General features: G+C 72.5%; 19 protein-coding genes, 1 rRNA gene and 1 pseudogene. 5 read left to right on the top strand and 16 right to left on the bottom strand.

Features of this window, described 5'->3' with window-relative positions; all coding sequences use genetic code 11:
- Nucleotides 1-162 precede the first annotated feature (162 nt).
- The 3 genes from ACWC2B_RS31400 to ACWC2B_RS31390 all read right to left on the bottom strand — a co-directional run bounded on the left by ACWC2B_RS31400 (nucleotide 163) and on the right by ACWC2B_RS31390 (nucleotide 4,786).
- Nucleotides 163-2,190 carry a tetratricopeptide repeat protein gene (locus tag ACWC2B_RS31400; RefSeq protein WP_450722543.1) on the bottom strand — a complete coding sequence of 676 codons (2,028 nt, stop codon included), beginning with the start codon at nucleotides 2,188-2,190 and terminating at the stop codon, nucleotides 163-165.
- Between the two features lie 199 nt (nucleotides 2,191-2,389).
- Nucleotides 2,390-3,016 carry an NUDIX domain-containing protein gene (locus ACWC2B_RS31395; protein ID WP_450722541.1) on the bottom strand — a complete coding sequence of 209 codons (627 nt, stop codon included), beginning with the start codon at nucleotides 3,014-3,016 and terminating at the stop codon, nucleotides 2,390-2,392.
- A gap of 93 nt (nucleotides 3,017-3,109) precedes the next feature.
- The gene (locus ACWC2B_RS31390; protein ID WP_450722539.1) at nucleotides 3,110-4,786 is read right to left on the bottom strand and encodes a CTP synthase; all 1,677 of its coding nucleotides are present in this window, start codon (nucleotides 4,784-4,786) and stop codon (nucleotides 3,110-3,112) included.
- A 414-nt stretch (nucleotides 4,787-5,200) separates the two neighbouring features.
- Between ACWC2B_RS31390 and ACWC2B_RS31385 the strand changes: the two genes are divergently transcribed.
- Both ACWC2B_RS31385 and ACWC2B_RS31380 read left to right on the top strand, forming a co-directional pair.
- The gene (locus ACWC2B_RS31385) at nucleotides 5,201-7,006 is read left to right on the top strand and encodes a glycoside hydrolase family 15 protein (protein WP_450722537.1); all 1,806 of its coding nucleotides are present in this window, start codon (nucleotides 5,201-5,203) and stop codon (nucleotides 7,004-7,006) included.
- A gap of 184 nt (nucleotides 7,007-7,190) precedes the next feature.
- Entirely contained in the window at nucleotides 7,191-8,834 is a 1,644-nt protein-coding gene (locus ACWC2B_RS31380) for a PucR family transcriptional regulator (protein ID WP_450722535.1), read from the top strand.
- Here the strand turns inward: ACWC2B_RS31380 and ACWC2B_RS31375 are convergent.
- The 3 genes from ACWC2B_RS31375 to recN all read right to left on the bottom strand — a co-directional run bounded on the left by ACWC2B_RS31375 (nucleotide 8,831) and on the right by recN (nucleotide 12,627).
- On the bottom strand, nucleotides 8,831-9,910 hold the full coding sequence (locus tag ACWC2B_RS31375) for a glycosyltransferase family 4 protein (protein ID WP_450722533.1): 1,080 nt from the start codon (nucleotides 9,908-9,910) through the stop codon (nucleotides 8,831-8,833). The two genes, ACWC2B_RS31380 and ACWC2B_RS31375, sit on opposite strands and share 4 nt — an antisense overlap.
- Nucleotides 9,911-10,141: 231 nt before the next feature.
- Nucleotides 10,142-10,864, bottom strand: coding sequence for a hypothetical protein (locus tag ACWC2B_RS31370; RefSeq protein ID WP_450722531.1), 723 nt, complete (start codon nucleotides 10,862-10,864; stop codon nucleotides 10,142-10,144).
- A gap of 44 nt (nucleotides 10,865-10,908) precedes the next feature.
- Nucleotides 10,909-12,627, bottom strand: a complete 1,719-nt coding sequence (gene recN, locus ACWC2B_RS31365) for a DNA repair protein RecN (RefSeq protein WP_450722637.1) — start codon at nucleotides 12,625-12,627, stop codon at nucleotides 10,909-10,911.
- Nucleotides 12,628-12,795: 168 nt separating this feature from the next.
- On the opposite strand from recN, the gene ACWC2B_RS31360 reads away from it, so the two are divergent.
- Nucleotides 12,796-14,148 (top strand): FtsX-like permease family protein, encoded by a 1,353-nt coding sequence (locus ACWC2B_RS31360; RefSeq protein ID WP_450722529.1) that lies wholly within the window; start codon nucleotides 12,796-12,798, stop codon nucleotides 14,146-14,148.
- A gap of 58 nt (nucleotides 14,149-14,206) precedes the next feature.
- Here the strand turns inward: ACWC2B_RS31360 and ACWC2B_RS31355 are convergent, their stop codons facing one another.
- From ACWC2B_RS31355 to ACWC2B_RS31345, 3 genes are read right to left on the bottom strand one after another with little or no spacing between them, the layout of a single operon-like run.
- Nucleotides 14,207-15,124, bottom strand: coding sequence for an NAD kinase (locus ACWC2B_RS31355; RefSeq protein ID WP_450722527.1), 918 nt, complete (start codon nucleotides 15,122-15,124; stop codon nucleotides 14,207-14,209).
- The gene (locus ACWC2B_RS31350; protein WP_450722525.1) at nucleotides 15,121-15,936 is read right to left on the bottom strand and encodes a TlyA family RNA methyltransferase; all 816 of its coding nucleotides are present in this window, start codon (nucleotides 15,934-15,936) and stop codon (nucleotides 15,121-15,123) included. Before ACWC2B_RS31350 ends, ACWC2B_RS31355 begins: the two co-directional genes overlap by 4 nt.
- A 40-nt stretch (nucleotides 15,937-15,976) precedes the next feature.
- On the bottom strand, nucleotides 15,977-16,306 hold the full coding sequence (locus ACWC2B_RS31345; protein WP_450722523.1) for a hypothetical protein: 330 nt from the start codon (nucleotides 16,304-16,306) through the stop codon (nucleotides 15,977-15,979).
- A 42-nt stretch (nucleotides 16,307-16,348) separates the two neighbouring features.
- Here ACWC2B_RS31345 and ACWC2B_RS31340 point away from each other — a divergent pair, with 42 nt between their 5' ends.
- Nucleotides 16,349-16,696: an SCP2 sterol-binding domain-containing protein gene (locus tag ACWC2B_RS31340; RefSeq protein ID WP_450722521.1), complete on the top strand. Its 348-nt coding sequence runs from the start codon at nucleotides 16,349-16,351 to the stop codon at nucleotides 16,694-16,696.
- 224 nt (nucleotides 16,697-16,920) lie between these two features.
- Here the strand turns inward: ACWC2B_RS31340 and ACWC2B_RS31335 are convergent, their stop codons facing one another.
- From ACWC2B_RS31335 to ACWC2B_RS31320, 4 genes are all read right to left on the bottom strand, one after another.
- A complete protein-coding gene (locus tag ACWC2B_RS31335) occupies nucleotides 16,921-17,721 on the bottom strand; it encodes an ABC transporter ATP-binding protein (protein WP_450722519.1) in 801 nt (266 codons plus the stop codon).
- Between the two features lie 68 nt (nucleotides 17,722-17,789).
- Nucleotides 17,790-18,818 (bottom strand): FecCD family ABC transporter permease, encoded by a 1,029-nt coding sequence (locus tag ACWC2B_RS31330; RefSeq protein ID WP_450722517.1) that lies wholly within the window; start codon nucleotides 18,816-18,818, stop codon nucleotides 17,790-17,792.
- Nucleotides 18,815-19,870, bottom strand: a complete 1,056-nt coding sequence (locus ACWC2B_RS31325; RefSeq protein WP_450722635.1) for an iron chelate uptake ABC transporter family permease subunit — start codon at nucleotides 19,868-19,870, stop codon at nucleotides 18,815-18,817. The genes ACWC2B_RS31330 and ACWC2B_RS31325 overlap by 4 nt, the downstream gene beginning before the upstream one ends.
- Nucleotides 19,871-19,922: 52 nt before the next feature.
- On the bottom strand, nucleotides 19,923-20,951 hold the full coding sequence (locus ACWC2B_RS31320) for an HAD-IIA family hydrolase (RefSeq protein ID WP_450722515.1): 1,029 nt from the start codon (nucleotides 20,949-20,951) through the stop codon (nucleotides 19,923-19,925).
- A 72-nt stretch (nucleotides 20,952-21,023) separates the two neighbouring features.
- Between ACWC2B_RS31320 and ACWC2B_RS31315 the strand changes: the two genes are divergently transcribed.
- Nucleotides 21,024-22,307 (top strand): DUF1015 domain-containing protein, encoded by a 1,284-nt coding sequence (locus tag ACWC2B_RS31315; RefSeq protein ID WP_450722513.1) that lies wholly within the window; start codon nucleotides 21,024-21,026, stop codon nucleotides 22,305-22,307.
- Nucleotides 22,308-22,384: 77 nt separating this feature from the next.
- Here ACWC2B_RS31315 and ACWC2B_RS31310 read toward each other — a convergent pair whose 3' ends face one another.
- From ACWC2B_RS31310 to rrf, 3 genes and pseudogenes are all read right to left on the bottom strand, one after another.
- Nucleotides 22,385-23,227: a hypothetical protein gene (locus tag ACWC2B_RS31310; RefSeq protein ID WP_450722633.1), complete on the bottom strand. Its 843-nt coding sequence runs from the start codon at nucleotides 23,225-23,227 to the stop codon at nucleotides 22,385-22,387.
- A 375-nt stretch (nucleotides 23,228-23,602) separates the two neighbouring features.
- Nucleotides 23,603-24,745 (bottom strand): annotated as a pseudogene (locus tag ACWC2B_RS31305) (hypothetical protein); the annotation flags it as partial.
- Nucleotides 24,746-24,881: 136 nt separating this feature from the next.
- Nucleotides 24,882-24,974, bottom strand: a 5S ribosomal RNA gene (gene rrf, locus ACWC2B_RS31300); the annotation flags it as partial.

The raw sequence follows: 24,974 nt of genomic DNA, 5'->3' as shown, positions 1-24,974 counted from the left end.
TCGATCACGGTCCTTGACTCAGGGGAAAACGGGGGCAATGCCATACATACCCGGACGCACACGGGCGCACCGGGAGACACCGCAGGAAGTTGCGGCTCACCCAGTCTAATGAAGGTCTTCCCGCTGTCTACCCTTACAAAGCTTTAATCTTTGGCCGAAGCACTACGGATTTCGCAGGCCCCCTGCCCTTGACGGCTCATCTTCCATCAATCTGTCGGCCGTCGCCCGGTGCAGCCGCGCCGCGGTGGGGTCGCCGAGCCGGTCCAGGGTGTCGGCGAGCCGGAGCTGGAGCGCGGCCTCAAGGCGCAGATCACCGGCCTTGCGCGCGAACTCGACCGCCTCGCGGCAGGTGCGCAGCGACTCCTCGGGGCGCCCCGCGTACTCCTGGACCCGGGCCGCCTCGCTCAACGCCCTTGCCTGGCTGGGGAGATCGCCCAGTCGCCGGTATCCGGCCACCGCGGCCCGCCAGCCGCGCAGCGCCTCGCCGTAGCGGCCCGCGTACGTGTGCACGGTGGCGAGCCGCCCGTACAGCCGGGCCTCGTCCGCCCGCTCGCCGCGCGCGAGCCGCTGGGACAGGGCCCGCCCGTACCAGTCGGAGGCCCGCTGCCAGTCGCCCAGCTCCTGGTGGGCGCCGCCTACGGATTCCATCGCGCGGCCGGTCGCGTACGGGTCGTTCGCGGCGCGGCCCGCGTCCAGGGCGGCCCGGTAGCGGGCCAGCGCCTCGGCCGTCCGCCCGGCCCCGGCGTCCAGATCGCCCAGGTTGAGCAGGGCCGCGGCCTTCTCGCGGTGCAGCTCGCGGCGCTCGGCGACGTCCAGGACGAGCTGGTGAAGGCCGTACAGCTCGGGCGCCGAGGCCTCGTCCCCCCGGTGCGCGGCGAGCGCCCGCACCAGCGCGGCCACCAGGCGCCGGGCCAGGGTGTCGAGCTCGCCGTCCTCCACCGCGAGCCGGGCGGACGCGAGCAGCGCGGGCTGGCGGCTGCGCAGCCAGGCGTCGGCGGCGGCCGCGCTGGGGAAGCGCAGGGCGCGCGGCAGGCTCGCGAGCTTTCTGCGGGTGGGCGAGCCCTCCGGCTCGGTGACCGCCCGGCAGGACTGGAGCAGCCGTACGGTCCGCTCCAGCATCCGGGCCCTGGCCAGCTGCACCTCGCCGGGCCGGTCCACTTTCTCGCAGAGCGCTCGCAGCGTCGGCGCGAGGGCGCCGGGCACCCGGTACTGCTCGGGCGCGTCCGGGTCGCGCCGCAGCAGTCCACACGCCACGAAGTCGGCGAGCGCGGCTTGGGCGTCCGAGACCGAGCAGCCGGCCAGGGCGGAGGCGGTGTGCGCGTCGGCGATCCCGGCGGGGGCGAGCGACAGCAGTCGCAGAATCCGCGCGGCCGGCTGCGTGAGGGAGTCGTACACGAGGCGGAAGGATCGCGCCAACGGCCTTTCCGCGCTGGGGAGTTCGGCCACCACGTCGGACATGGTGCACAGCTGTTTGACCACGTCGGAGACGGCAGTCTTGGGGCGGGCGCGGAGCCAGCCGCCGACCAGGACGAGGGCGGCGGGCTGTCCGGCGCACACCTCGACGAGGGTCTCGGCGGCGCGCGGGTCCACGGTGACGCGCACCGCTCCGGTGAAGCTCTCCAGAAGTTCGACGGCCGCCTTCACGGCGAGACCGCCCAGGGTGCAGGGGCGCACGTCCGGGATTCCGGTGAGCGGCCCCTCGGAGGTGGCCAGGACCAGGGATTCGGAGGTGTCGGGCAGGAGCGGGCCGACCTGTTCCGCGTCGGCCGCGTCGTCGAGCAGCACGATCGCCCGGCGGTCCGCGAGCGCGGTGCGGACCAGTTCGGTCAGCTCGTCCTGGCCGGCTCCGGCCGGCGCCGGGACCTTCAGGGCGTCGAGCAGCTCCCGGGCGACCCGGTCGGCCGGGACGCGGGCCCCGCCGGGTTCGGTGAGCGCGGCCCGCAGGACGCCGTCGGGGTAGTCGCCGGCCACCTGGCGGGCGAGTTCGGCGGCGAGCGCGGTGCGGCCGGATCCGGGCCGGCCCGCGATCAGCAGGACCCTGGCCCGGGGCGACTTCTTTCCTGACAGTGTGTCAAGTCCGGCTCGTTCGATGTCGGCCCGGAGTTCCCTCAACTCCCGCCGCCTGCCCAGGAATTGTCCCGTGTGCTGCCCGGCGGCAGCGCCACCCACGTCCACCGCCTGATCCGTCACGGGCCACGCTCCGTCCGCCTGCGCACCTGGAGACCGTGCGGGTCTCCGCACGGGCAGTCCGAGCGTAGTTCACCCTTCGTGACCGTTTGGGCGGAGCGCGGCGGGGATGTCGCCCGATCGGATCAGCAGATTTTCAGATCGGACGGGAAGGGGGCCTCTCGCTCCTCGAAGGGGCGGGGCACTCCCCGAAGGGGCGGGATCATTCCTCGAAGGGGCGGGCGGGCCAGGGCGCCCCGGCCGGGCGCAGCGCTTCGACGCCGTCCCCGTTCAGGGCCGCGGCCAGCGCGAGGGCGCCGACCACCAGGCAGGTGTTGTGCAGCTCCCCCGCCAGGGCACCCCGTACGAGATCGTCGAGCGGGACCCGGGCCAGCTCCATGTCGGCCTCCTCCTCGGAGACCTCGAAGCGCTCGCCCTCCGCCTCGGACAGATCCCGCGCCAGGAAGATCCGTACGGCTTCGTCGCTGCCGCCGGGGCTCGTGTACACATCGGTCAGGACGTGCCACTGCTCGGCCTTGACGTGCGCCTCCTCGTACAGCTCGCGCTGGGCGGCGTGCAGCGGGTTCTCGCCGGGCACGTCCAGGAGCCCGGCCGGGATCTCCCACAACTTCTGGCGTACGGGGTGGCGGTACTGGCGCAGCACCAGGACGCGGCCCTCGTCGTCCAGGGCGAGGATCGCCACCGAGCCGGGGTGGGTCTGGTAGTCGCGCTGGTGGACCGCGCCGTCGGGCATCACGACGTCGTCGGTGCGCACTCCGGTCTTGTGGCCGGTGAAGGGGGTGGCACTCGCCACGACCTGCCAGTGTTCGGCGGTGTCCTCGATGGCCATGACGGCGTCCTCCCACAGTGCGCGCAAAAAACAGAAACCGGGGTACGGGCCCCGGAAGGGCTCGTACCCCGGCAACGTTAACGCGGGCGTGGGCTACTTGGCGGGCTTGCCCGTCTTGCGCTCGACGGCCGCCTTGACCAGGCCCGCGAACAGCGGGTGCGGGCGCGTCGGGCGCGAGCGCAGCTCCGGGTGCGCCTGGGTGGCGACCAGGTAGGGGTGCACCTCGCGCGGGTACTCGACGTACTCGACGAGCTTGTTGTCCGGGGAGGTGCCCGAGAAGACGATGCCCGCCTTCTTCTCCAGCTCCGCGCGGTAGGTGTTGTTCACCTCGTAGCGGTGGCGGTGGCGCTCCTCGACGTAGGGCTGGTCGTCGTAGACCTCGCGGACGATGGAGCCCTCGGCGAGCTTCGCCGGGTACAGGCCGAGCCGCATCGTGCCGCCGAGGTCGCCCGCGCCCTCGACGTAGGCCAGCTGCTCCTCCATCGTCGAGATGACGGGGTGTCCGGTGGCGGCGTCGAACTCGGTGGAGTTGGCGTCCGGGATGCCGGCCAGGTTGCGCGCCGCCTCGATGACGATGCACTGCAGGCCGAGGCAGATGCCCAGCAGCGGCACCTTGTTCTCGCGGGCGTACTGGATCGCGCCGATCTTGCCGTTGACGCCACGGTCGCCGAAGCCGCCGGGCACCAGGATCGCGTCCACGTCGCCGAGCTGCTTCTTGGCGCCGGCCGGGGTCTTGCAGTCGTCCGATGTGACCCACTTGACCTTGACGCGGGCCTTGTTGGCGAAGCCGCCGGCCCGCATGGCCTCGGTGATGGAGAGGTAGGCGTCGGGCAGGTCGATGTACTTGCCGACCAGCGCCACGGTCACCTCGTGCAGCGGGTTGTGGACCCGGTCGAGCAGGTCGTCCCACTGCGTCCAGTCCACATCGCGGAACGGCAGGTCCAGCTTGCGGACGACGTAGGCGTCCAGGCCCTCGGTGTGGAGCACCTTGGGGATGTCGTAGATCGACTTGGCGTCGATGGCGGCGACCACGGCCGCCTCGTCGACGTCGCACATCAGCGAGATCTTGCGCTTGATGGACAGCGGCACCTCGCGGTCGGCGCGCAGCACGATCGCGTCGGGCTGGATGCCGATGTTGCGCAGGGCGGCGACCGAGTGCTGGGTCGGCTTGGTCTTCAGCTCGCCCGAGGGGCCGATGTAGGGCAGCAGCGAGATGTGCACGACGAAGACGTTGTCGCGGCCGACCTCGTGGCGGACCTGGCGGACGGTCTCCAGGAACGGCAGCGACTCGATGTCGCCGACCGTGCCGCCGACCTCGGTGATGACGACGTCGACGTCGTCGGTCGCCATGCGGCGGATGCGGTGCTTGATCTCGTTGGTGATGTGCGGGATGACCTGGACGGTGTCACCGAGGTACTCGCCGCGCCGCTCCTTGGCGATGACCTGCGAGTAGACCTGGCCGGTCGTCACGTTGGCGGACCCGTCGAGGTCCACGTCGAGGAAGCGCTCGTAGTGGCCGATGTCCAGGTCGGTCTCGGCGCCGTCGTTGGTGACGAACACCTCGCCGTGCTGGAACGGGTTCATCGTGCCCGGGTCGACGTTCAGGTACGGGTCGAGCTTCTGCATCGTGACCCGCAGGCCCCGCGCCTTGAGGAGCGCACCCAGGCTGGAGGCAGTCAGACCCTTGCCGAGGGAAGAGGCGACACCCCCGGTGACGAAGATGTGCTTGGTCGTCGTGGCTGCGCTGTTTCGCAAAGCCGTGGGCTGCATGGCCAAGAGGGGGCTCCCGTGGTCGCTGTGTGGAGTGCGTGCCGGTCACCCTGTGTGGATCTTGTGCCAGATTCCGGAGGGTGCCGTCGCTGCGGTTCGGGGCTTTTTTCAGCACCCGGCCACGGGCTACCAGGGTATCAGCGACAGCGGGAGACCGCGTCCGGCCACGCTCTGTGTGCGGCCGGTCAGCGCTGCGTACGAGCCTCACTCGTTCGGCCCAACGTCGTTCAAGGAAGGCTCCAGCGGATCACTGGGGTGCGTCGTATCCTGCTCGGACACTCGCTTGCCGAGCCACCTGGTAGCACGGCACCACCCCGTCCGTCATCCGGAACATGCGCTCGTTGGCGAACCCTTGACCGCTGTCGCTGTAAGCGCCCCGAGGGGGCGACGTGGCCGTTCGACTGGAGATTGCACGTGGCCGGGCGCATCGAGGATTACGCACTCATCGGAGACATGCAGACCGCGGCACTGGTCTGCCGGGACGGCACGGCGGACTGGCTGTGCCTGCCCCGCTTCGACTCGCACGCCGTCTTCGCCGGACTGCTCGGCACCGAGGAACACGGCTTCTGGCGGGTCGGCCCGGCATATGGCGCCGACGACCCGCCACCGGTGGCCGACCGCCGCCGCTACCGGGGCGACTCGCTCATCCTGGAATCCGAGTGGGACACCCCGCGCGGCACGGTCCGGGTGACCGATTTCATGCCGCCGCGCGACGGCGCCCCGCAGCTGATCCGCATCGTGGAAGGCGTCAGCGGCCGGGTTCCGATGCGCTCCATGCTGCGCATGCGGTTCAGTTACGGGCGGATCACCCCCTGGGTGCACAAGACCGACAACCGTACGGTGGCCGTCGCGGGCCCCGACTCGGTGTGGCTGGACACCGAGGCCGAGACGTACGGCAAGAACCTCACGACGTACTCCGACTTCACCGTCTCGCCCGGCGAGCGGGTCGCGTTCACCATCAGCTGGCAGCCCTCGCACCGCGAGGCGCCCGCGCTGCCGGAGCCCGAGGCGTCCCTGGAGGCGACCGAGGACTTCTGGCGGGAGTGGGTGGAGCACTGCACCTACCACGGGCCCTACCGCGAGGCCGTGATCCGCTCCCTGATCACGCTGAAGGCGCTCACCTACGCCCCGACCGGCGGCATCGTGGCCGCGCCCACGACCTCGCTGCCCGAGCACATCGGCGGCGAGCGCAACTGGGACTACCGCTACACCTGGCTGCGGGACGCCGCGATCACCCTGTCCTCGCTGCTGCGCACCGGCTACCGCGAGGAGGCCCGCGCCTGGCGCGAGTGGCTGCTCCGCTCGGTCGCGGGCGACCCCGAGAACCTCCAGATCATGTACGGGATCGCCGGCGAGCGGGAGCTGGGCGAGACCGAGCTCGACTGGCTGCCCGGGTACGAGAACTCGACGCCGGTACGGGCCGGCAACGGCGCCGCCCACCAGCTCCAGCTCGACGTGTACGGCGAGGTCACCGAGGCGCTGCACCTGGCCCACATGACGGGCCTGGCCCGCAACGACTACGCCTCCCTGCTCCAGCTCAAGCTGATCCGCTACCTGGAGAGCCACTGGGACCAGCCCGACGAGGGCATCTGGGAGGTGCGCGGGCCGCGTCGCCACTTCGTGCACTCCAAGGTGATGGCCTGGGTCGCCGTCGACCGCACGATCAAGCTCATCGAGTCCGGCGACGCGGACGGCCCGCTCGACAAGTGGCGCGAGCTGCGCGACGACATCCACCGGGACGTCTGCGAGAAGGGCTACGACAAGGAACGCAACACGTTCACGCAGTCGTACGGCTCGAAGGAGCTGGACGCCTCGTTGCTGCTCATCCCGCAGATGGGCTTCCTGCCGCCGGACGACAAGCGCGTGATCGGCACGATCGAGGCGATCCAGCGCGAGCTGTCCACGCCGGACGGGTTCATCCTGCGCTACCCGACGACGGGCGGCGACACGGACAACCTGGACGGCCTCGCGGGCGAGGAGGGCGCGTTCCTGGCCTGCTCGTTCTGGATGGCGGACGACCTCGCGATGATCGGCCGGGTCGACGAGGCCCGCAAGCTCTTCGAGCGGCTCCTGGCCCTGCGCAACGACCTGGGGCTGCTCGCGGAGGAGTGGGATCCGCACCTCCAGCGGCAGGTCGGCAACTTCCCGCAGGCCTTCAGCCACGTCCCGCTGATCGACACGGCCCTGCGGCTTACCGCGTCGGGCGCGTACGGCGGCTGACGGGCGGGCCGGTCCACGGGTCGTCTCCGGGTTCCCACGGGTTCTCGGAGGCGACCCGTCCGCATATCGGGGTGACGTACGCCACAACGAGCCGGTTCGGGCGCGTAACCGCAGGTAGCGTCCGGCGCATGCGGTGTCGTCCCGGGGTCGGGCTCCGGGTCCCGCGGGACGAGAGGTGGGTGCGGTGGACACGCAGGGCGGGATCACCGTGCAGCGGGCCCTGGAGCTGCCGGGGCTGCGCGGCGGCCTCCCGGAGGTCGTGGCGGGCGCCGAGCGGCTGCAGCGCACGGTGCGCTGGGTGCACGCGGGCGAGGTGCCCAACATCGCCTCGCTGCTCAAGGGCGGCGAACTCCTCCTGACCACCGGGCTCGGCCTCGGCACCCGCCCCGCCGAGCAGCGCGCCTTCGTACGCAGGCTCGCGGACCGGGGCATCGCGGCCCTCGTCGTCGAGCTCGGCCCGCGCTTCGCCCGCCTTCCGGCCACCATCGTGGAGACCGCGCGGGCCGCGGGGCTCCCCCTCGTCCAGCTGCACCGCGAGGTGCCGTTCGTCGCGGTCACCGAGGAGATCCACACCGAGATCGTCAACGGCCACTACGCCCTGCTGCAGCGCGCCGAGGAAGTCCACCAGCGATGTACGGGCGCGCTGCTCGGGGGCGGCGGGATCCCCCAAGTCCTCGGAATTCTGGCCGACTTCACCGCCAACCCGGTCTTCCTGGAGACCCCGGACGGCCAGCTCCTGTACGCCGCGGCCTGCGAGGCGGGCGAGGCCGCGGCGGACCCGCTCCAGGTCTGGGAGGGGCTGCGCGGACAGCGCGAGGCCCGCGCGTCGGGGCCGCCGACGGGCGCGGTCCTGGTGGACGTGCCGGGCGGCGGCCACGGCGCGGGCGCGGTACGGGCCCGCCTGGCGCTGCTCGCGGTCGGCCCGCCGCTGCTTCCGGTGCACCGCATGGCGGCCGAGCGGGCCGCGGGCATCCTGGCCGTCGTCCTCATGCAGGCCCGCCAGGAGGAGGAGCTGGCCGCGCGCGGCCGGGGCGACTTCCTGACCGACCTCGCCGAGGGGCGCATCACCCCCGAGGACGCGCCGGGCCAGGCCAAGGTCCTCGGCTTCAAGCCCGGCGAGGGGCCGCTGCTCCCGGTGGTGATGCGCCTCGCCTCGGAGCTCGCCCCGACGGGCAACTGGGCGGTCCTGGCAAGGGCGGTCCTGGAAGAGCTGTCCTCGGTGGGCGTGCCCGTCCTGCTCGGCGTACGCCCCGTCGAGGGCCGGGTTCCGCTGCTGCTCGGGCTGCGCTCGGAGTCGGAGCGTACGGCGGTGGCCGACCGGGTCGCGGCGGCGCTGCGGGCGGGCGTCGAGCGCGCCGGGCTCACGGGCGCGCGGGCCGGGACACAGCCGGTGGTCGTGGTGGGCGTGGCCGGTGGCTGGGCAGCCGCCGGGGCCGGCCTCAGGCACGCGGCGGAAACGGCGGCGGCAGCCCAGGGCCTGCCCGAGCGGCCCTGGTACGACGCCCGCCGCCTCGACATCGACCTGCTGCTCTGGCGGCTGCGCGAACACCCCGACCTCGCGGCGTTCGTGGAGCGGGCGATCGGCCCGCTCCAGGCCCACGACCGCGCCTCACGCCCGCCGCTGCTGCCCACCCTGGAGACCTACCTGGCGCATGCGGGCCGCAAGGCGGAGACCGCCCGCGAGCTCCATCTCAACCGGCAGACCCTGTACAACCGCCTGGCCCGGATCGCGGACCTGCTCGGCACGGACCTGGACGACCCGCAGACGGTCCTCGCCCTGTCGCTCGCGCTGCGGGCCCGCCGCCACGTGGCGAGCCAGGCCGTCTAGGGTCCCGCCAACTCGTCGTACACGGCGAGGACTTGAGCAACCGTTTCGTCCTCGGTGGGCCAGGTTTCGGCCTGCGCCCGCCCGGCCTCGGCCAGCGCACGGCACGCCTCGGGGTCCGTCAGGAGGCGTACGACCGCGTCCGCCAGCGCCCCGGCGTCCCCGTACGGGACGAGCACGGCCGCGTCCCCCACCAGCTCCGGCACCCCGCCGACCGCCGTCGCGACCAGGGGCACGCCGAGGCGCAGCGCCTCCTGGGCGAGCAGCGAGCGGGCCTCCCAGCGGCTCGGCATGACCGCGATGTCGGCGGCCGCGAGCAGCTCGGTGATGTCGTCGCGCCGCCCGATGAGCCGGACCGGCAGCGACTCCTCCTCGATCCGGCGCTGCAGCGCGGCCCGCCCGCGCCCCTCCCCCGCGATGACGAGCAGCGGCACGGTGGCGAGATCGCGCCAGGTGCGGGCCGCGTCCAGGAGCACGTCGTAGCCGCGGTGTTCGACGAGGCTGCCCACGGCCATCAGCAACGGCCGGTCCACTGCGCCGAGTTCGGCCCGCGCCTTGTCGTCGAGGAGCCCGGACGGAAGCCGGGGCGCGGGGACGGCGACCGCCGCGAGCCGGGCGTCCCGCGCGCCGCGGCTGCGGGCCCGGTCGACGAGGTCGGACGAGGTGGCGAGCACGACGGCCGCGGCCCGCGAGACCCGGCGTTCCAAGAGGCGCAGGACCTGGCCGCGGGCGCCTTCGGCGTGCGAGCGGGTGTGCCAGGTGACGACCAGCGGCACGCCCTTGCGGCCCCTGAGGGCGAGGGCGGCGCGGACGGCGGCGTGCAGCCCGTGCGCGTGGACGACATCCGCGTCGGCGCACGCGGCCCGCAGTGCGCCGACCGCCGCCGGGTCGCTGCGCCGCGAGACCGGTACGAAATGGGCCCCGGCGGCGCGGAAGCCGTACTCCCGCTCCAGTTCGGCGGGGGCGCAGACGGTGACGCGTACGCCCCGCGCGACCAGACCGGCCGCGAGCGACCTGACGTGCGCGCTGCTGCCCGCGCTGCCGCCGCCCAGCACTTGGACCGTACGCAGCTGAGTCACGTGAACAGGCTCCCGGAGCGGCCGAGTCGGCGGTGGAGGTCGGTGGTTCCCGGCCAAGGATGCCAGTCCGTACGGGCGTTCCGGCACCGTCCGGAGGTTCCTTCCGTGTCGCGCAGGGGAGATCAGCACACCCGAAACACCCCGATGGGTGAACGAACACGTGCGCCAAGGGTTTCGGCTCGCGGAACACAGGACTCCGACCGGGCGGTCCGGTGCGAACGCGCGAGGTCCTCAGCGCGGAATGCGGGACTCCGCCCAGGCGGCCGCGGCGAGCAGACCGGCGGCGTGCACGGCGAGGCCGGTCCGCCCGTTGCCGCCGGCGATGGCGACCCCGAGGGCCGCCCCCAGCGCGTGCGCGCCGCTGTCGCCGATCATCGTGCGCTCGCTGAGGTCGTCGGCGAGGATCGCGGCGGCGGCTCCCATCGGCACGGCCGCCTCGGGCCCGCGCAGCAACCCGGGGGCGCCGAGCGCGAGTACGAGGCCGGTGGCGCGGCCGGGCCGCAGGTCCACCAGGTTGACGAGGTGCGCGGTCCCGGCCACGACCACCCCGGCGAGCAGCTTGTCGACGGGCCGCTCCTTGAGCAGCGCCCCGGCGGCCAGACCGGCCCCGCCGATCCCGATCAACTTGACGGCCCCGCTGGTGACTTCACCGTTCCGCAGCGCCCTGAGGTGGTCCCGGAAGCCGCGCCGGTGATCCTTGCGGAGATCGTCGTACGCCCCGCACAGCGCGCCCGCCCCGACGGCGAGGAGCCCTGCCGCGCGGGTCCGCAGGGTCGCGCTCCCGGCGAGCGCCCCGAGCGCGACGGCGGGCCCGGAGTACAGGTCGACGGTGCGGCCCGCGTAGTTCTTCCGCGTGAACCGCTCGTCCCGCCGGGTCCTGAGCCCCCCGTAGACGCCTCGGGCCACCGCGCCGGCCACACCGAACGCCCTGATCCCGCCCGCCACATCAGTCATACGGGTCACCTTATGAGGGGGGTGTCCGTCCGCTTATGCGGGGGCTATCCGTCCGCGCGGGCGGTGGCCAGGAGTTCTTCCGCGTGCGCCCGGGCCGTCTCCGAGTCCTCCTGGCCCGCCAGCATCCGCGACAGCTCGCGCACCCGGTCCTCGCCCTCCAGGACCGTGACGCCGGACCGGGTGACCATGCCGTCGTTGGTCTTCTCGACCAGGAGCTGGCGGTCGGCGAACGCCGCCACCTGCGGCAGGTGCGTGACCACCACGACCTGCGCCGACTTGGCGAGCTTGGCGAGCCGACGGCCGATCTCGACCGCCGCCTTGCCGCCGACGCCCGCGTCGACCTCGTCAAAGAGGTACGTCGGGACCGGGTCCGTGCCCGCGAAGACGACCTCCACCGCGAGCATCACGCGCGAGAGCTCACCGCCCGAGGCGCCCTTGGCGATGGGCCGGGGCGGCGCGCCCGGGTGCGGGGCAAGGAGCAGCTCGACCTCGTCGGCGCCGGTCGGCCCGTACGCCACCGTCCGGCCACCCACCTCCACGCCCTCGGGATCCTCACTCTGGCCGACCGCGAACGACACCCGTGCGTGCGGCATCGCGAGGGAGGCGAGCTCGGCGGTGACGGCCTCGGCGAACCGGGCCGCGGCCTCGGTGCGGGCGTCCGTCAACTCCTGGGCCAGGATGGACAGTTCACCGCGCAGCCCGTCCCGCTCGGCCGTGAGTTCCTCGATCCGGTCGTCGTCGCCGTCGAGTTCGGTGAGCCGCGCGGCGCCGTCCTCCGCCCAGGCGAGCACGGCCGTGATGTCCTCGCCGTACTTGCGCGTCAGGGCGGTCAGGGAAGCCCGGCGCTCCTCGACGGCGGCGAGCCGCAGCGGGTCGGCGTCCAGGTCGTCGGCGTAACCGGCGAGTTCACCCGCCACGTCGCCGAGCAGGATCCCGACCTCGCCGATGCGTTCGGCGAGCGCCGCGAGCGCGGGGTCGTGGGAGCGTACGGCCTCCAGTGCCCGGTGCGCGCCCGCGACCAGGGTGGTCGCGTCCACGCCCTCCGGGTCCTCGGGGTTGCCGGCCAGGGCCGCGTGCGCGAGGGCCGCCGCGGAGGCGAGCGCCTCGGCGTGCCCGAGCCGTTCGGCCTCGGCCGCGAGCTCGGCGTCCTCGCCGGGCAGCGGCTCGACGGCGGCGATCTCGCCAAGACCGAACCGCAGCAGATCGGCCTCCTGCGCACGCTCGCGCGCCCGCGTGACCAGCTCCTCCAGCTCGACGGCGACCGCCCGCAGCCGCTTGTAGGCGCCGGCGTATTTGGCGAGGGGGCCCGCCACCGCGTCACCGGCGTACCGGTCGAGCGCCTCGCGCTGCCGGGCCGGACGCAGCAGACCCTGCTGGTCGGTCTGGCCGTGCACCGCGACGAGTTCGTCGGCGAGTTCCGCGAGCACCCCGACCGGCACCGACCGCCCGCCGAGGAACGCCCGTGAGCGGCCCTCCGCCGAAACGGTACGGCTCACCAGCAGGGCGCCCTCGTCGAGCTCGGCCCCGGCCTCCTCGGCCCGCAGCACCGCCGAGGTGCCGGGCCGCAGCGCGATCCGTCCCTCGACGACCGCCGCCTTGGCGCCGATCCGCACCAGGGCCGGGTCGGCGCGTCCGCCGAGCAGCAGCCCCAGGCTGGTGACGACCATGGTCTTGCCCGCACCGGTCTCGCCGGTCACCGCGGTGAAACCGGGCGAAAGCTCCACGACAGCGTCGTCGATGACCCCGAGCGACCGTATCCGCATCTCCTCCAACACGGACACGACCTTACGAGGTCCGGAGCCCTGTGTGCGACGCCCCCCGGCCCGTCACCCTCTCGTGGAGCCCCAACCCTCGGTACGGGGGAAAACCCCAGCAAGATCATGAGGCTCGCCGGATGGTCCTGGCACCCCCCTTCCCGCGAGGCTTGACGCATGAGCACAGGACTGGCCCACTCCGCCCTGCGCGGCCACCGCCCGGCGTTCGTCGGGACGTTCGTGGCCGCGCTGTTCGCCGCGACCGTGGTGAGCGCATCGATGACCCTCCTGGTCAGCACGTCGACGGACGGCCTGTCCGAGCAGGCACGCAGCGCGCTTGCCGCGAACGGCATCGGCGACATGGCCGTCGTGATGCTCATCGGCTCCATCTACATGTCGATCTTCGTGATCGCCTCGACGATGGGCACCGCGGTCACCCAGCAGCACCGCGAACTCGCACTGGTACGGGCCATCGGCGCCCGGCCCCGGCAGGTGCGGCGAGCCGTCGTGGTCCAGGCGGTCGCCGCCGCCGTGCCGGCCGCGCTGGCCGGGTTCCTGCTCGGCGGCGGCCTGTTGAGCCGGGTCTGGTTCGCGGGGCTGCGCGACCACGGCCTCGTCCCGGCCGAGGTGACGTACCGGTTCACCTGGTTCGCGCTGCCCGTCTGTCTGGCCGTCGCCGTGATCACCTCGGCGCTCGCCGCGTTCTTCGCCTCGCTGCGCTTCTCGCTGCTGCGCCCGGCACGGGCCCTGGACGAGGCGTCGGCGGGCCGGCGCGGGCTCGGCCGGGTGCGGGCCCCGCTGGGCGTGATGGCGGTGGTGGGCGGTGGCGCCCTGTCGCTGTCCCTGGCCCACCAGTCGTCAGACAAGGCAGGGCAGGCCTCGTTCCTCGTGCTGCTGTTGTTCTGCGTCGGCGCGGGGCTGCTCGGCCCGAAGGTCGTCGGCCCGGCCGCCCGGCTCGTCTCGGCCCCGGCCCGCCGGTTCGGCGGCAGCGCGCGCCTGGCCATGCTCAACGTCCGCTCGCAGCCGCGCCGCTTCTCGGCCGCGGTGGTGCCGCTGGTCCTGGTCACCGGCTTCGGGCTCACGAAGATCGCGATGCATACGACGGCGGCCCACTACACGGGTTCGTCGGGCAGCGCGGGCGAGGTCTGGCTGGACTACTTCGGCACCGGTCTGTACGCCGGCTTCGCCGCGATCGCCGCGGCCAACACCCTGGCGATGATCTCCTTCGAGCGGCGCCGCGACATAGCCCTGCTCCGGGTGGTCGGCACCCTGCCGGGCCAGGTCCGCTCGATGGCGGCGTGGGAGGCGGGCATCGTGGCGGCCACGGCCCTGGCACTCGGCGCGGTGGTCGCCCTGGCGACGCTGGCCCCGATGCTGACGGCGGCCTTCGGCTCGTGGCTCCCGTACCTGCCGTGGCCGACCGCGCTCGGCATCGCGGTCGGCACGCTGGTACTGACCCTGCTGGCCACGGGGATACCGGTGCGGTCGGCGCTGCGCAGGCGGGCGATCAGGACGCTGGCGGCGTCCTGAGGGCCTGTGCCTCGGGGTTGAGACACAAGCTCCCTCGGGCCCGTCGCCTACGGATCCGTCAGTGCGGCGCGCCGCGCCAACCCGACACCGGCAGGGCGAACTTGGCGACGAGGCGGTCGGTGAACGAGGCGTGGTGCAGCCGGGCGAGCCGTACCGGAACAGCTCCTCGCCGCACCTCCACCCGTGCCCCCGAAGGGAGTTCGACCGTACGGCGCCCGTCGCACCACAGCACGCCGTGCGGCGTGTGCGGCTGCACCTCGACCGCGAGCACCGAGGTGGGCGAGGTGACCAGGGGCTTGGCGAACAGCGCGTGCGCGCTGATCGGCACCATGAGCAGCGCCTCGACCTCGGGCCACACCACGGGCCCGCCGGCCGAGAAGGCGTACGCGGTCGAGCCGGTCGGCGTGGCGCAGACGATGCCGTCGCAGCCGAACCCGGTCACCGGGCGGCCGTCGATCTCCAGGACGACCTCCAGCATCCGCTCGGGCGAGACCTTCTGCACGGCCGCCTCGTTGAGCGCCCAGTCCTGGTGCACCACATCGCCGTTGTTGTGCACGACGACGTCGAGGGTCATCCGCTCCTCGACCTCGTAGGCCCGCGTCACGACCCGGTCGACGACCTTGTCGAGGTCGTCGCGCTCCGCCTCCGCGAGGAACCCGACGCGCCCCAGGTTGACGCCGAGCATCGGCACCCCGGACGCCCGGGCGAGCTCCGCGCCGCGCAGCAGGGTGCCGTCACCGCCGAGGACGATGAGCAGTTCACAAGCATCGAGGCACTCGGGGGTGGCGTCCTCGACGATCTCCGCCTCGGCGGGCAGCGGCAGGTCGGCCGCCTCCGCCCGCAGCACGCGTACGCCGATGCCGCTGCGCAGCAGGCCCCGTACGACCAGTTCCGCACTGCGGATGGCGGCGGGTCTTCCGGTGTGCGCGAGCAGGAAGACAGTGCGTCCCGATGTGTTGTTCTCCGACGAGCTCAACGAGGTCCCTCCGCCACTGCGCGCTCCACGTCCGCGGGATCGAGCGCGGGCGCCCCGGCCCGCAGCCACAGAAAGTACTCGACGTTGCCGGAGGGTCCGGGCAGCGGGCTCGCGGTGACCCCGAGGACTCCGAGGCCGAGCCCGGCCGCCTGGGCCGCCACGGTCCGCACGGTCTCGGCCCGCAGCTCGGGGCTGCGCACGACGCCGCCGCTCCCGAGCCGTTCCTTGCCGATCTCGAACTGCGGCTTGACCATGAGGACGAGGTCCGCGTCGGGCGCCGAGCAGCGCACGAGGGCGGGCAGGACCAGGCCGAGCGCAATGAAGGAGAGGTCTCCCACGACGATGTCCGCGGGCTGTCCGTCGATGTCGTCGAGCGTCAACTCGCGTACGTTCGTACGGTCCTTCACGGTGACCCGGTCGTCACTCTGAAGGGACCAGGCGAGCTGTCCGTAGCCGACGTCGACGGCGACCACGTGCCCGGCTCCGGCACGCAGCAGCACATCGGTGAAGCCCCCGGTGGAGGCGCCCGCGTCGAGCGCCCGCCGGCCCTCGATCCTCAGCCCCTGCGGTACGAAGGCCGCGAGGGCGCCGGCGAGCTTGTGCCCACCGCGCGAGACGTAGTCCGGATCACTGTCGTCGTCCACCACCACGATCGCGGCGGCGGTCTCGACCTGAGTGGCGGACTTGGTGGCGACGGTCTTGCCGACGCTCACCCGCCCCGCGGCGATCAGCTGGGCGGCGTGCTCCCGCGACCGCGCGAGTTTCCGGCGCACCAGCTCGGCGTCGAGGCGGCGGCGTGCCACTCCTGCCACGTTCGGTTCAGCTCCTGTAGTAGTAGTTTCCGGCGGTCCGCTAGGGGCGGTGGTCCGCCAACGGCTGGGTCCGGCCGGAGGTTCCCGGCGTCGTCGCCCCCGGGACGGGAGAGGGCCCCTGACGGGCGTCGAGCGCGGTCAGTGAGTCGCGCAGCCCCCGGTGTACATCCTCGTACACCTCGATGTGGCTCTCCGTACCGAGGTGGTCGACATCGCCGAGCCGCTCGACGAGGGCGTCGATCCCGGCGTCGCCGGTAGGAGTACGGGGTACGTCCAGTGGAGAGGGACCGGCCACCTCGGATCCCATTTCGGATCCCATTTCGGGTCCCACCTCGGGTTCCGCCTCGGGGCCCGGCATCGAGTCGCTCATGCCAAGACGCTACCGCGAAGCCCTGAGGTACGGTCGATCACGATGGCGACCATGGAGGAGTGCCGCAGCGCACTCGACAAACTTTCGGACAATCTGGCCCGGGCGGAGGGCGACGTGCATGCCGCCGCCGCGCTGGACCGCTCGCTGAGCTGCCACATCACGGATCTGGACGCCACCTTCGCGGGCCGCCTCCGGTCGGGCCGCATCGAGGTCCACGACACGGCCCCCGGCCCGCCCCGGGAGAAGGCCCAGATCCGCCTGGCGATGAAGGGCGACGATCTGGTGGCGATGGTGAACGGTGAACTGAACTTCGCGAAGGCCTGGGCGTCGGGCAGAGTCCGCCTGGAAGCAGGCTTCCGAGACCTCCTCCGCCTCCGCACCCTCCTCTGACCCGCCCTCGGCCCAGCTTGCGCAGTTCCCCGCGCCCCTAGAAACCCCTCTTCATCTGCGGACCGTGCGTGGCTGGTCGCTCCCCCAAGTTCTCGGCTTCTCCCCCAAGTTCTCGGCTTCGCTCGAACAGGGGGGACCCCCATGAACAGGGGGGACCCCCATCGCGGCGGAGCCGCACAATGTCGCAGCGGGAAGGGGCGGGGTGGGGCTGGGTGGGGGAGAAATCAGGCCACCAGCGCGCCCCGCCGAGGCGCCGTCGGCACCACCAGCGGCGTCCCCGTCTCCGGATCCGGAATCACCTGGCACCGCACCCCGAACACCCGCTCAACCAGCTCCGCCGTGACAACGGAACCCGGCGCCCCCGAAGCCACCACCTCCCCCTCCTTCATGGCAATGAGGTGCGTGGCGTACCGAGCGGCCTGATTGAGGTCGTGCAGCACGGCCACCAACGTCCGCCCCTGCGAAGCGTGGAGCTCCGCACACAGGTCAAGGACCTCTATCTGGTGCTGGATGTCCAGAAACGTCGTCGGCTCGTCGAGCAGCAGCAGCGGCGTCTGCTGAGCGAGCGCCATGGCGATCCAGACCCTCTGCCGCTGCCCCCCGGACAGTTCGTCGACGTACCGCTCGCCGAGCCCGCCGACGCCCGTCGCGTCCATGGACTCCTGGACGATCCGCTCGTCCTCGGGCGACCACTGCCGCAGCAGCCCCTGGTGCGGATAGCGCCCGCGGGCCACGAGGTCCCCCACCGTGATCCCGTCCGGCGCGACGGAGGACTGCGGGAGCAGCCCGAGCGTCCTGGCGACCTTCTTGGCGGGCAGGGAGTGGATGCTCTGCCCGTCGAGCAGCACCCGCCCCTGGCTGGGCTTGAGCATCCGGGACAGGGCGCGCAGCAGGGTCGACTTGCCGCACGCGTTGGGCCCGACGATCACCGTGAAGGAGTGGTCCGGGATCTCGACCGACAGGTCCTCGGCGATCACCCGCTGGTCGTAGCCGAGGGTGACCGATTCGGCGCTGAGGCGCTGCATGCTCGTACTCCTGGGTGAAGTGCCGTGATACGCAAGGGAGTTGGGGGTGGCGGGCGTCGTGCGGCGGGTCATATCCGGCCCGCCCTGCGCTCGGTGACGAGGAGCCACAGCAGGTAGACGCCGCCGACCATGCCGGTCAGGACCCCCACCGGCAGCGTGCTCTCGCCGAACAGCCGTTGCGCGGCCCAGTCGGCGACGACCAGCAGGGCCGCACCCATGCAGGCGGAGGCGAGGATGTTCGGCCCGGTCGCGCGGGTCAGCCGTCGGGCCAGCTGCGGCGCGGTCAGCGCGACGAAGGAGATGGGCCCGGCGGCCGCGGTGGCGGAGGCGTTCAACAGCACCGCGCTGAGCATCAGGATGGTACGGGTCCGCTGCACCGGCACGCCGAGCGCGTACGCCGCGTCGTCGCCCATCTCCAGCATCCTCAGCGGCCGCCCGTACGCGAGGACCACCGGAAGCAGCACCACGAACAGCACGAGCAGCGGCCAGACCTGGGCCCAGTCGCGCCCGTCGAGCGATCCGGTGAGCCAGACCATCGCGCGGGTGGCGTCGACCAGGGTGGACTTGGTGAGCAGGTAGTGGATGCCGGCCGTGAGCATGGCGGCCGCGCCGATGCCCACGAGCACGAGCCGGTAGCCGTGCACGCCCTTCTTCCAGGCGAGGAGATAGACGGCGATACCGGTCGCGAGCCCGCCGGCCAGCGCGCCGAACGAGACGGCGACCGCGCCGCCGTGGAAGAACACGATGACGGTGAGCGCGCCGACAGAGGAGCCCTGCCCGAAGCCGATGACGTCCGGACTGCCCAGCGGATTGCGGGAGATGGACTGGAACAGCGCCCCCGAGATCCCGAGCGAGGCACCCACCAGGAGCGCCACCAGCACGCGCGGCAGCCGCAGTTCGTTGATGATGAAGTCCTGTGCGGGCGTGCCCGATCCGAGCAGGCTGCTGACGACGTCGGCGGGGGCGATCGTGAAGTCGCCGGTGCCGATCAGGACGACGCCTGCCGCGAGCGCGAGCACCGCGAGCCCGCACACCACGGCAAGGGCACGCGGCTCGGCTCGGAAGGAGAGGCCGCCGGGGACACGTATCGCCTTCACAGCTGAGCCATCCTCTTGCGCCGTACGAGGTAGATGAAGACGGGCCCGCCGACGAGCGCGGTGACGATGCCGACCTGGAGCTCGGCGGGGCGGGTGACGACCCGCCCGACCACGTCGGAGCCGAGCAGCAGCACGGGCGAGAGCACGGCCGCGTACGGCAGGATCCAGCGCAGGTCGGGCCCGGTGATGGCCCGCACGATGTGCGGAACCATGAGCCCGATGAACACGATGGGCCCGCACGCGGCGGTCGCGGCCCCGCACAGCAGGGTGATCACGGCCATCGACGTGATGCGGGTCCGGGTGAGATGGGCGCCGAGCGCGCGGGCGGTGTCGTCGCCCATGGCCATCGCGTTGAGCGGCCGCGCGAGCAGCAGGGCGACGACGAGTCCGACGAGGATGAACGGCGCGACCTTGGTGACGGTCGCCATGTCGGCCGCGGCCAGCGAGCCGACCTGCCAGAACCGCAGTTGGTTGAGGGCGGCGGAGTCGGTGAGCTGCACGGCGTTGATGTAGCCGTAGAGCGCCGCGCTCGCCGCCGTGCCCGCGAGCGCGAGCCGCACGGGCGTGGCGGCCCGGCTGCCACCGAGGAGGTACACCGCCGCGGACACGACGCCCGCGCCCAGGAACGCGAACCACACATATCCGTCAAGGGAGTTGACCCCGAGGAAGCTGATCGCGGAGACGACCGCGGCCGCCGCTCCCGCGTTGACGCCGAGGATGCCGGGTTCGGCGAGCGGGTTGCGGGTGAGCGCCTGCATGACCGCTCCGGCGATCCCGAGCGCGGCCCCGACGAGCAGCCCGAGCAGCGTCCGCGGCACCCGTACGTCATGGACGAGGACGTCGTCGGCGGTGCCGGAGGCGTAGAAGAGGCCGTGCCAGACATCGCCGAGCGGCATGGGTTTCGCACCGATGGCGATGCTGGCGACGGCGACGAGCGCCAGCGCGCCCACGGACACGAGCAGACCGGCGGCACGCAGCGTACGCCGCCTGGCCGTCGGGGCCGGGGGCGCCGACGTGGTCCCGTCGCGCGGCTGAGGAGGACTGTCTACCAACACGCAAGTTAGGTTAGCCTACCCTGCACTCAGCCCCTGCTCGCCCCCGGGCTCAAAGCCCCAGCAGCTCCAGCACCTTCGACGGGTCCAGCTCGCACGCCCCGTCGCCGGCATACGTCCAGGCGGCCGCGCACAGCGCCCGGAGCCCGTCCATCGCCTCCCCGTCCCCATCGAGCGCGAACGCCCCGTCGGCGACGGACGCGATCCACCCGCCGCACCCGAACCCGCTCTCCTTTTCGGCCACTTCGGGCTGCCCGGTCAGCAGGCCGCGCAGATCCGCGTCGACGAAGGTGGGCCGGTGCTCCGGCCGAGCTGCCAGAAGCTGCGCGCCGCCGGTGACCCCGGTCAGCACGAGCAGCGAGTCGACGCCGCCGTTGAACGCGCCCTCGATGTCCGTGTCGAGCCGGTCCCCGACCACCAGCGGCCTCTCGGCGCCGGTCCGCAGCACCGTCTCGCGATGCATCGGGGGCAGCGGCTTGCCCGCCACCTGCGGCTCGGCACCGGTGGCGATGCGGACCACCTCGACCGCGGCGCCGTTGCCGGGCGCGATTCCCCGCCCGCTCGGAATCGTCAGATCGGTGTTGGAAGCGAACCACGGCACCCCGCGCGCCACCGCGTACGAGGCCTCCGCGAACCGCCCCCAGGTGAGGTCCGGGCCTCCGTAGCCCTGCACCACAGCGGCCGGGTCGTCGTCGGCCGACTCCACCGGCACCAGCCCGCGCTCAAGCAGCGCGACGCGCAGACCCTCGCCGCCGATGAGCAACACCCGTGACCCCTGCGGGAGTTGATCGGCGATGAGCCGGGCCACCGCCTGCGCCGAGGTGATCACGTCGGCCGGTTCGGCGGGCACGCCCAGCTCGGTGAGGTGCGCGGCCACCGCGTCCGGCGTCCGCAGGGCGTTGTTGGTCACATAGGCGAGATGCATCCCGCCGTCCCGCGCCACGGCGAGCGCGTCGACGGCGTGCGCGATCGCCGCACCGCCCGCGTAGACCACTCCGTCCAGATCCAGCAGGGCAGTGTCGTACGCCTCGTTCAGCGCCCGCTCGCTGCCGCTCGGCGTGATCCGGCCGATCTGGCTCATCTTCATCCACTCCTCGTTCGACGCTCTCCCCCCGATCATCGCGCATGCCCGTCGCCCACATACGATGCGCAGATGAGCACAACTGGGCGTGCGGACCTCGGGCTGCGCCTGATCCCGTTCCGCGGACTGCGCTATGTTCCCGAGCGGGTGGGCAGCCTCGCCGCGGTGACCTCCCCGCCGTACGACGTCGTCGTACGCCCCGACGGGCTGCTGCACCTGGAGTCGGCGGATCCCTACAACATCGTCCGGCTGATCCTCCCGCAGGCGTCCTCCCCGGCCGCCCGCAACCGGCAGGCCGCCCTGACCCTGGACGACTGGCTCGACGAGGGCGTGCTCGCCCCGGATCCCGAGCCCGCCCTGTACGTCTACGAGCAGGAGGGCGACGGCATACTGCAGCGCGGCCTGATCGGGGCACTCGCCCTGTCCGAGCCGGCCGAGGGCGTCGTCCTGCCGCACGAGGACGTGATGCCGCACGTCGTCGAGGACCGGGCGGACCTCATGCGGACCACCGCCGCCCACTTCGAACCGCTGCTCCTGACCTACCGGGGCAGCGGCACCCCGACCGGCGCGACCGCCGTCATCGACCGCACCATCCTGCGCGAACCGCTGCTGCGCACCACCACGGAGGACGGTTTCCGCCACCGTCTGTGGGCGCTCACGGATCCGGCCGACCTTTCGGAGGTCCAGGCGGACCTCACGGCCCATCAGGCGGTCATCGCCGACGGCCACCACCGCTGGGCGACGTATCTGCGCCTGCGCGACGAACAGACCTCGCCAGGCCCTTGGGACTTCGGCCTGGTCCTGCTCGTCGACACAGCCCGCTACCCGCTGCGGGTCCGCGCGATCCACCGCCTCCTGCACCGCCTCCCGGTGTCCAAGGCCCTCGCGGCGGTGACCGCGTCCGGCGCCTTCCGGGTCCGCACCCTCGAAGTCCCGCTCGCCCGCGCCCTGGAGGCGCTGAGTGAAGCGGCGTCCGAGAGCAACGCCTTCCTGCTCGCGGGCGACGGCCGCTTCCACCTCCTGGACCGCCCGGACGAGGCACTGCTCGCCCGTACGATCCGCGCCGACCGGCCTTCCGCGTGGCGCTCGCTGGACGCGACGGTCCTGCACTCGACCCTGCTCGACGAGATCTGGCGCATCCCGGACACGCCCGACGACATCGCGTACATCCACGACACGGCCGCGGCCGTCGAGCAGGCGGAGCGCCACAACAAGACGGCTGTCCTGATGCATCCGGTACGCGAGGAAGTCGTCCGGGACCTGGCCCGCCAGGGCGTCACGATGCCCCGCAAGTCGACCTCGTTCGGCCCGAAACCGGCCACGGGCCTGGTGCTGCGCAGCCTGACCGTGAACTGAAAACAAAAGCTCACAACAGAAAGAGGCGGTGCCCCAGGTGGGGCACCGCCTCTTTCAACGGTAAGACGCTGTCAGCGTCAGGCGTCCTTCTCTACCTGGACCGGCGCGACGGGCTCGCCCGGCGCGGGCTCCACCAGGTCGGCGTCGACGATCTCGGCGGCGCGGACGATCTCGGCGTCGTCGCCCTCGAAGTCGTCCTCTTCCTCACCCTCGTCGGCGAAGTCGGGCTCGTCCTCGACGTCGGCGCGCGGCGCCTCGACGTCACCGTCGATGTCGATGTCGTCCTCGACCATGGCGTCGACGAAGTCGATGCCGTCCAGCTCGGCAAGCCGGTCGGAGGCGTCGGTCGTGCCGTCCTTGTCCGCCTCAAGCGCCTTGGCGAACCACTCGCGGGCCTCGCCCTCACGCTCGGCCGCAAGCAGCGCGTCGGCGTACGCGTAGCGCAGTCGCGCGGTCCACGGCTGTGCGGAGTTCGACGCGAGCTCGGGGCTCTGCAGGGTCACGATCGCGGCGTCCAGCTGGCCCATGTCGCGGCGCGCCCCGGCCGCGACCAGGCGCATCTCGACCTGGCCGGCCTTGTCGAGCTTCGCCACCTCGGGCTCGCCGGCCATCGCCAGCGCCCGCTCGGGACGGCCGAGCCCGCGCTCGCAGTCCGCCATGACGGGCCACAGCTCTACGGAGCCGGTCATCCGGCGCGCGGCACGGAACTCCGCGAGCGCCTCCGAGTACTTCTGCGTGGCGTACGCGGCGAAGCCGGCCGCCTCGCGAACGGCGGCCACACGGGAGGCGAGCCGCAGCGCGATGCGGGAGTAGGCGTAGGCCTGCTCGGGCTCGTCGTCGATGAGCCGCGCCACCATCACCAGGTTGCACGCAACCTCCTCGGCGAGACCCTTGGGCAGACTCATCAGCTCCTGACGCACATCGGCGTCGATCTCGTCGCCGGTGACGTCCTCGTCGATCGGCAGCCGCTTGACGGGCTCACGGTCCCGATCCCGGTCCCGGTCGTCCCTACGCCCGAAGCCACCACGGTCGTCACGCGCCCCGTAGCCGCCCCGGTCATCACGACGGTCGTCGCGCCGGTCGTCGCGCCGGTCGTCGCGCCCGCGGTACCCACCGCGGTCGCCACGGTCATCGCGCCGGAACCCACCGCGGTCATCATCACGACGCGGTGCGGGCCGGTCGTCGCGACGCCCGTAGGAGCTACCGCGCTCGTCATCACGACGCGGGGCCGGCCGGTCATCACGACGGCCATAGGAACTGCCACCACCGGCGGGGCGACCGCCCCGGTCGTCACGGCGGGGGTAACCGCCGCCTGAGGAGCCGCCACGGTTGTCGTCGCGACGCCCGTAGGAGCTGCCACCACCGCGCTCGTCATCACGACGGGGGGCGGGACGATCATCACGCCGCCCGTACCCACCGCGCTCGTCATCACGACGGGGAGCCGGACGGTCATCACGCCGCCCGTACGAGCTACCGCCACCACCACGGCTGTCGTCACGACGGAACCCACCCCGGTCATCATCACGACGCGGAGCCGGACGATCATCCCGACGGCCGTACGAGCTACCGCCGGAAGACCCACCACGACTGTCATCACGGCGCCCGTACGACCCACCGCCACCACCGCGATTGTCGTCACGACGGAACCCACCCCGGTCGTCATCACGACGCGGAGCCGGACGATCATCGCGACGGCCGTACGAACTGCCGCCACCACCACGGCTGTCGTCACGCCGGAAACCGCCGCCACCGCCACGGTTGTCATCACGACGGCCATAGGAACTGCCACCACCGGCGGGGCGACCGCCCCGGTCGTCACGGCGGAAGCCACCGCCGCCACCGCCACGGTTGTCATCGCGACGGCCGTAGGAGCTGCCACCACCGCGCTCGTCATCACGACGCGGGGCGGGACGATCATCACGACGCCCAAAGGAACTACCGCCACCGCCACGGTTGTCATCACGGCGCCCGTACGACCCACCGCCACCACCGCGATTGTCGTCACGACGGAACCCACCCCGGTCATCATCACGACGCGGAGCCGGACGATCATCGCGACGCCCATAGGAACTGCCGCCGGAAGACCCACCACGACTGTCGTCACGACGCCCGTAGGAGCTACCGCCACGGTTGTCGTCGCGACGGCCGTAGGAGCCACCGCCACCGCGCTCATCATCACGACGCGGGGCCGGTCGATCATCCCGACGGCCGTAGGAACTGCCACCACCGGCGGGGCGACCGCCGCGGTCGTCACGGCGGGGGTAACCGCTGCCTGAGGAGCCGCCACGGTTGTCGTCGCGACGCCCGCCGTAACCACCCCGGTCGTTGTCACGACGCGGACCGCGGTCGTCTCGACCACCGCGGTAGCCGCCCCGGTCACCACCGTCCTGACGGCGCGGCTCGCGCTCCGGACGATCGTCGGGAGAGTTGGTGGACATCGTGACTCCTAGTCTTCGGGTACTGCAGTCATTCTCGCGCAGTCGGCTGCCCGACGCGCTTCGGCAAAGCAATGCGAAAAAACAAAAGGACCCTTGGTCCCAGCATGAACGCTGGGACCAAGGGTCCTGAAATATTGTTCGGCGGCGTCCTACTCTCCCACAGGGTCCCCCCTGCAGTACCATCGGCGCTGAAAGGCTTAGCTTCCGGGTTCGGAATGTAACCGGGCGT

This window comes from Streptomyces sp. NPDC001415, from assembly GCF_053597395.1.
This window is presented reverse-complemented; position numbering and strand designations above follow the sequence as displayed.